Origin of the sequence: Nocardioides sp. (assembly GCF_041600255.1) — a bacterium.
Taxonomy (GTDB): domain Bacteria; phylum Actinomycetota; class Actinomycetes; order Propionibacteriales; family Nocardioidaceae; genus Nocardioides.
In genome coordinates, this window is record NZ_JBFIKK010000163.1 from 1 (window position 1) to 6,316 (window position 6,316).

Genomic DNA, 6,316 nt, shown 5'->3' on the forward strand with positions numbered 1-6,316 from the left:
CACAGTCGGCCGGCGCGGCTTCACCACCGTGCTGGTGGCCCGGCTGATCCCGCTGGTGCCGTTCAGCAGCGCCAACTACGCCTTCGGGGTCACCTCGGTGACCTGGCCGGCGTACGCGAGCGCGACCGCTGTCGGAATCCTGCCCGGGACGGCGCTCTACGTCGCGGTCGGGGCGTACGGCGCCCAGCCCGGCTCGTGGCCGTTCATCCTGGCCGTGGTGGGGCTGGTGCTCCTCTCGCTGGCCGGGGTAATCAGGTCCCGGGTCAGTCGAGACCGCGACCCGTCCACTGGCGACCCGTCCACTGGCGGCGCAGCGCCGCCAGCCCGCGAGTGACCCGTTGCACGACCGGGGAGGCCAGGTCGGCGCGGCCCTGGGCGAGGCCGGCCTTCCAGACCCCGTCGGACCACGTCGGATAGGCGTGCATGGAGCCGGCCAGACCGCGCGCCCTGATCGCCTCGTGCCCGGCCAGGACGGCCTCGGCCAGGCTCTCCCCGGCGCGTGGGCCGACGATGCTGGCGCCGATCACCCGGCCCTTGGCGTCCAGCACGAGCGCGGAGTACCCGTCGGTGCGCCCCTCCGCCACCGCGCGGTCGACCTCGGTATGCGGGATCCGGCGTACGGTGCGGCCCGGGCCCGGGTCGTCGACATCCGGCCCGAAGGCCGCCACCTCGGGCTGGGTGTAGGTCACCCGTGGGACCAGGTCCGGCCGGACGGTGCGGCGCAGGCCGAGCACGGCGTTGCTGGCGGCCAGGCTGCCGTGGCTGCCGGCGGTGTGGGTGAACGGCGGGTGGCTGGTCAGGTCGCCGGCGGCCCAGATCCGGGGGCTGGTGGTGCGCAGCCGCTCGTCGACGCGGACGTGGCCGGAGTCGGTGACCTCGACGCCCGCCGCTGTCAGCCCGAGGTGGCGGGTCCGTGGTCGGCGTCCGATCGCGACCAGCACCTGTTCGACCAGCACGGACGAGCCGTCCGCGAGCTCGACCCGGCGGGTGCCGTCGTCGGTGGTGGAGACGCCGGTGACCGCGACCCCGGTCCGGACGTCGATGCCGTCCGCGGCGAACGCGTTGGCCAGGGCCGCGGAGGCCGCCCGACTCTCCCGCCCCAGCAGGCGGGCCTCGGCCTCCACCACGGTGACCCGCGAGCCGAGGCGGGCGAACCCCTGGCCCAGCTCGCAGCCGATGGCGCCGCCGCCGAGGACGAGCAGGCTGGCGGGCAGCTCGGTGAGACCCCAGACGCTGTCGGAGGTCAGCGGGTCGACCTCGGTCAGACCCGGGATGCCCGGCACGATCGGCTCCGACCCGGTGGCCAGCAGGGCCTGGCGGAAGTGCACGGCGGTGCCGTCGACCTCGGCCGTCGAGGGGCCGGTCAGCACGACCTCTCCCTGGGCGACCCGGGCGCCCGCGCGACGCAGTGCCTCGGGAGAGTCGACCGGGGCGATCGTGGTGATGGCTGAGCGGACGTGCTCCATGACCGCGCCGAAGTCCACCCGGAGCTCGCCGACGTGGACGCCGAGCCGGGAGGCGGCCCGGGCCTCCGCCGCGACATGGGCTGCGGCGAGCAGCGACTTGCTGGGCACGCAGCCGGTCCACAGGCAGTCCCCGCCGGTGTGTTCCCGCTCGACGAGGAGCACGCTCGCGCCGAAACCGGCCGCCGTGTGCGCGGCGACGAGCCCCGCGGTACCTCCGCCGATGATGAGCAGGTCCCACGCCCGGGCGTCGGGGGGCGTGAGCGGGTCGGAGGTCCAGTGGGCGGGGGTCTGCATGTCACGAGCATGGCGGAACGGTGGTGGGGTCGTCGGCGACCGCTCCGACGGTGACGTCCGTCTCGTCGGGGCGTTCTGGCTTGCTCCGGGTCCCTCGGCCCCGGACCATGCACTCCATGACTCCCCCCGTCACCGTGTCGATCACGCGGCACGTCGATCCCGGCCGGCAGGCCGAGATGGTCAGCTGGATGCAGGCCGGCACCGCCCTGGCCGAGCGGTTCGAGGGCTTCCTGGGCGCCGGCTGGGTGCGACCCGCGCCCGGCTCCGAGACGTGGCACATGCTCTACCGGTTCGCCGACGCCGAGTCCCTGGCGGCCTGGGAGTCCTCCCACGAGCGCGAGTGGTGGCGGAACTCCGCCGGCGGTCTCGGGGTGGTCGAGTCGCGGATCGAGCGACGTACCGGGATCGAGGGCTGGTTCGACGAGCCACTGAACCGCGACGTTCGCGACCTGCGGCTCAGCCCGACCAGTCCGCCACGGTGGAAGCAGGCCGTGCTGATCTGGCTGGCGTTCTTCCCGCTGAGCCTGCTGACCGCCTGGCTGTCGACCCGCTTCGCCCCGGACCTGGGTCTGGTGGCGCGCGGCCTGGCGACCACCCTGCTGATGACCCCGCTGATGACGTACGTGGTGCTGCCGCGGATGACCCGCGCGCTCGGCTGGTGGCTGCGCGGGGAGCCCGCACCCTGGCGTGGGTGACGGGCGCAGCTGACGGGCGCCGCTGACGGCGGCAGGTGATTGCTCCGTAAACCTGATCGGTCGTCAAGAATCAGTGTGTTTCGAGTCACACGACCGGGGCACGTGCTGGTCATGACCACCACGCCGGCAACGACCTCCTCCCTTCCTGTCCCCTCCCACTCCCGTCGCGTTCGTCTGCGGACCTTCGTCGCCGCCCTGAGCGTGGCGCTCGTCGGCACGTTCGGCCTCGCCGGCTCCGCGTCGGCCGTCAGCCAGGCCAGCGCGGCGTCGCAGTTCAGCGCAGCCGGCATCACCTGGAGCTCCTCGGGCAACTGCACGAACCGCTACAACTCCACCTGCACCTCCTTCGAAGGCATCCGGCAGGCGACGATCGACGGGGCCAAGACCCTCAAGTCGGCCAGCGGTTGCGCGCTCAACATCACCGGCGGCACCGAGACCGGCCACGCGAGCGGCACCTACAGCCACTGGAACGGCTACAAGCTCGACTTCTCGCGCACGACCTGCCTGACCAACTGGGTCACCACCCGCTACACCTACATCGGGACCCGCAGCGACGGCGCGAAGCAGTACCAGGCCGCCTCCGGCAACATCTACGCCGACGAGGGCAACCACTGGGACGTCACGTACTACACCTGCGGCTGCTGACCTGCTGACCTGCTGACCACCGACCCGTCCCCGGCCCGCGAGGTGCCGGGGGCGGGTCTTCTACGCTGGGGTCCGTGAGCGACCTCAACATCCCTGACGCACCGGCCATCGAGGGCGCTCGGCACCTCCACTCCGGAAAGGTGCGCGACCTCTACGAGATCGAGCAGGGCGCGTACGCCGGCCAGCTCCTGATGGTCGCCAGCGACCGGATCTCCGCCTTCGACCACGTGCTCGACACGACGATCCCGGACAAGGGCGAGATCCTCACCCGGATGTCGCTGTGGTGGTTCGACCAGCTGACCCACCTCGTGCCGCACCACGTGCTCTCCACCGAGGTGCCCGCGTCGGTCCGGGGTCGCGCGGTGGTCTGCGAACGGTTGAAGATGTTCCCCGTCGAGTGCGTGGCGCGCGGCTACCTCGCCGGCTCCGGCCTGGTCGACTACGCCGCCACCGGTGCGGTCTGCGGCATCGCACTGCCCCCCGGGCGGGCCGCCGCCAGCCGGCTGCCGGCCCCGATCGTCACCCCCGCCCCCAAGGCGGCCGTGGGCGACCACGACGAGAACGTCTCCTACGAGGCGGTGGCCGGTCAGATCGGCGAGGCCGACGCCGGGGAGCTGCGCGACCTCACCATGGAGGTCTACGCCGCCGCCGAGCGGATCGCCCGCGAGCGCGGGATCATCCTCGCCGACACCAAGCTCGAGTTCGGGCGCCGCAGCGACGGGGTCACCGTCCTGGCCGACGAGGTGCTCACGCCGGACTCGTCGCGGTTCTGGCCGGCCGACGACTGGCGCCCGGGCCGGCCGCAGCCGTCGTACGACAAGCAGATCGTGCGCAACTGGCTGCTCTCGCCCGAGTCGGGCTGGGACAAGGCCGGCGGCGACGCGCCGCCGCCGCTGCCGGACGCGGTGGTCGAACGGACCCGGGCCCGTTACGTCGAGGCCTACGAGCTGCTCACCGGCGAGACCTGGTGACCGACTCCCTGGTCGTGGCGGCCGATCCCGAGGTGGTCTTCGACTACCTCGTCGATCCGCGCAACCGCGCCCAGTGGCAGTCCAGCCTGGCCCGGGTCGAGGACGTGGTGGGCGAGGTCGGCGTGGGCCAGCGCTGGGTCGACGTGACCAGCCCGGGCTTGCGTCCGGTGATGGAGACCACCGAGTACGACCGCCCCTACCGTTGGACCGAGCGGGGCACCTGGCGTGGCTTCACCGCCGAGCTGACCCTGGTCTTCGAGCCGGTCGGCCAGGACTGCCGCCTCCGCTGGACGATGGGGCTGGCCGGCCGGGGGGTGGCCCGCCCGATCGCGGCCGTGCTCAACCGGCTGGCGCCGCTCGCCGTACGCAGCGATCTGAGACGGGCCGGCGCCATCCTGTCGCGACCTCACCGGGCGTGAGTAGGTTGGCCCCATCCCACTCGTTCGTGATGGAGGCCACACTGTGTACAACCTGTCGACCCTGCTCGAGGACAGCGCCCGGAAGTACCCCGACCGCGAGGCGATCGTGCTCGGGGAGACCCGGCTCACCTACGCCCAGGTGAACGGTGCGGCCAACATGGTCGCCAACCTGCTCGTCTCTCGCGGGATCCAGCACGGTGACAAGGTCGCCCTCAGCTGCCCCAACCTGCCGTACTTCACGATCGTCTACTTCGGCATCCTCAAGGCCGGCGCCACCGTGGTGCCGCTCAACGTGCTGCTCAAGGCCCGCGAGGTGGCCTACCACCTCGGCGACGCCGAGGCGAAGGCGTACTTCTGCTTCCAGGGCACGCCCGACCTGCCGATCGGGGAGGAGGGGTACGCCGGCTTCCAGCAGGCCGAGCAGTGCACCGAGTTCTTCGTGATCACCGTCGACCCGGCCGCCTCGTCGCCGATCGAGGGCGCCGAGACGATGGGCGCGGCGATGGCCAGCCAGCCCCCGACCTTCGAGACGGTGCAGACCGACGAGGACGACACCGCGGTCATCCTCTACACCTCCGGCACGACCGGGCAGCCCAAGGGTGCCGAGCTGCGGCACCGCAACATGCGTGACAACGCGTTCTCGGGTGAGGCGCTCTTCGGCGCGAACGCCGAGGACCCGGACACGTACCTGTGCGTGCTGCCGCTGTTCCACTCCTTCGGCCAGAGCGTCATCCAGAACGGCGGCTTCGCCTACGGCGGGACGATCGTGATGCTGCCCCGGTTCGAGGCCGGGGCCGCCCTGCAGCTGATGGCGCAGAACAAGGTCACGTTCTTCGCCGGGGTGCCGACGATGTACTGGGGGCTGCTGGGCGCGCTCGACGACTCCGGGGTCGACGTCAAGGAGCTCGCTGCGAACCTGCGGGTGGCCGCCGCCGGTGGCTCGGCGCTGCCGGTGGAGGTGCACAAGGAGTTCCAGGCGCGCTTCGGGGTCACCATCCTGGAGGGCTACGGGCTGTCCGAGACCTCGCCGGTGGCGAGCTTCTCGCCGAAGGGTGAGGAGCCGCGGGTCGGGTCGATCGGGCATCCGATCCCGGGCGTGGAGATGAAGCTGCTGCAGCCCGACACCTGGGACGAGGTGGAGGGTGGCCCGGACGCGGTCGGCGAGATCGCGATCAAGGGGCACAACATCATGAAGGGCTACTACAACCGGCCCGAGGCGACCGAGGAGGTCATCCGGGACGGCTGGTTCCGCTCCGGCGACCTGGGGCGCAAGGACGAGGACGGCTGGTACTACATCGTCGACCGGTCCAAGGACATGATCATCCGCGGCGGCTTCAACGTGTACCCGCGTGAGATCGAGGAGGTCCTGCTCACCCACCCGGCAGTCTCGCTGGCCGCGGTGATCGGCGTACCCCACGACAGCCACGGCGAGGAGGTCAAGGCCGTGGTGATCCGCAAGGAGGGCGCCGAGGTGACCGAGGACGAGCTGATCGCCTGGAGCAAGGAGCAGATGGCGAACTACAAGTACCCGCGGATCGTCCAGTTCGTGGACGAGCTGCCGATGACCGCGACCGGGAAGATCCTGAAGCGGGAGCTCAGCTGACGGTGCAGGTTCATCACGGTATGCAGCCGAACCCGCGCTTCCCATGGTGTGCAGAGCATGGGAAGCGCGGGTTGAGCAGGGGAACCCAGGTTTCGTGCGCGACTCGGTCGGCATCACGGCCGCGGTCGGCGTCCGGGCAGCTGCTCATGCGTTCCGCGCGCCTGTTCGGGCGGGGAAGATGCAGGTTCACCACGGTATGCAGCCGAACCCGCGCTTCCCCTGC

Annotated in this window: 7 protein-coding genes; 6 read left to right on the forward strand and 1 reads right to left on the reverse strand. The window is 71.6% G+C overall.

Going from position 1 to position 6,316, the window contains the following annotated elements:
• On the forward strand, positions 1–334 hold a 334-nt coding region (locus ABZE72_RS15095; RefSeq protein WP_372729855.1), incomplete at its 5' end, for a TVP38/TMEM64 family protein.
• Here the strand turns inward: ABZE72_RS15095 and ABZE72_RS15100 are convergent.
• Positions 264–1,760 (reverse strand): NAD(P)/FAD-dependent oxidoreductase, encoded by a 1,497-nt coding sequence (locus tag ABZE72_RS15100; protein WP_372729856.1) that lies wholly within the window; start codon positions 1,758–1,760, stop codon positions 264–266. The genes ABZE72_RS15095 and ABZE72_RS15100 overlap by 71 nt on opposite strands.
• 116 nt (positions 1,761–1,876) lie before the next feature.
• Here ABZE72_RS15100 and ABZE72_RS15105 point away from each other — a divergent pair, with 116 nt between their 5' ends.
• From ABZE72_RS15105 to ABZE72_RS15125, 5 genes are all read left to right on the forward strand, one after another.
• Positions 1,877–2,455 carry an antibiotic biosynthesis monooxygenase gene (locus ABZE72_RS15105; protein WP_372729857.1) on the forward strand — a complete coding sequence of 193 codons (579 nt, stop codon included), beginning with the start codon at positions 1,877–1,879 and terminating at the stop codon, positions 2,453–2,455.
• Between the two features lie 111 nt (positions 2,456–2,566).
• Complete coding sequence (locus ABZE72_RS15110) at positions 2,567–3,100, forward strand: hypothetical protein (RefSeq protein WP_372729858.1); 534 nt, start codon at positions 2,567–2,569, stop codon at positions 3,098–3,100.
• A gap of 74 nt (positions 3,101–3,174) precedes the next feature.
• Positions 3,175–4,071 (forward strand): phosphoribosylaminoimidazolesuccinocarboxamide synthase, encoded by an 897-nt coding sequence (locus ABZE72_RS15115; protein ID WP_372729859.1) that lies wholly within the window; start codon positions 3,175–3,177, stop codon positions 4,069–4,071.
• A complete protein-coding gene (locus ABZE72_RS15120; protein ID WP_372729860.1) occupies positions 4,068–4,490 on the forward strand; it encodes an SRPBCC family protein in 423 nt (140 codons plus the stop codon). Before ABZE72_RS15115 ends, ABZE72_RS15120 begins: the two co-directional genes overlap by 4 nt.
• Positions 4,491–4,533: 43 nt before the next feature.
• Positions 4,534–6,093, forward strand: coding sequence for a long-chain fatty acid--CoA ligase (locus ABZE72_RS15125; RefSeq protein ID WP_372729861.1), 1,560 nt, complete (start codon positions 4,534–4,536; stop codon positions 6,091–6,093).
• Positions 6,094–6,316: the final 223 nt, after the last annotated feature.

What these genes read in the sequence shown, in the direction of transcription:
- ABZE72_RS15100 (WP_372729856.1), bottom strand. Translation starts at nt 1,760, where the DNA reads ATGCAGACCCCCGCCCACTGGACCTCCGACCCGCTCACGCCCCCCGAC.
- ABZE72_RS15105 (WP_372729857.1), top strand. Translation starts at nt 1,877, where the DNA reads ATGACTCCCCCCGTCACCGTGTCGATCACGCGGCACGTCGATCCCGGC.
- ABZE72_RS15110 (WP_372729858.1), top strand. Translation starts at nt 2,567, where the DNA reads ATGACCACCACGCCGGCAACGACCTCCTCCCTTCCTGTCCCCTCCCAC.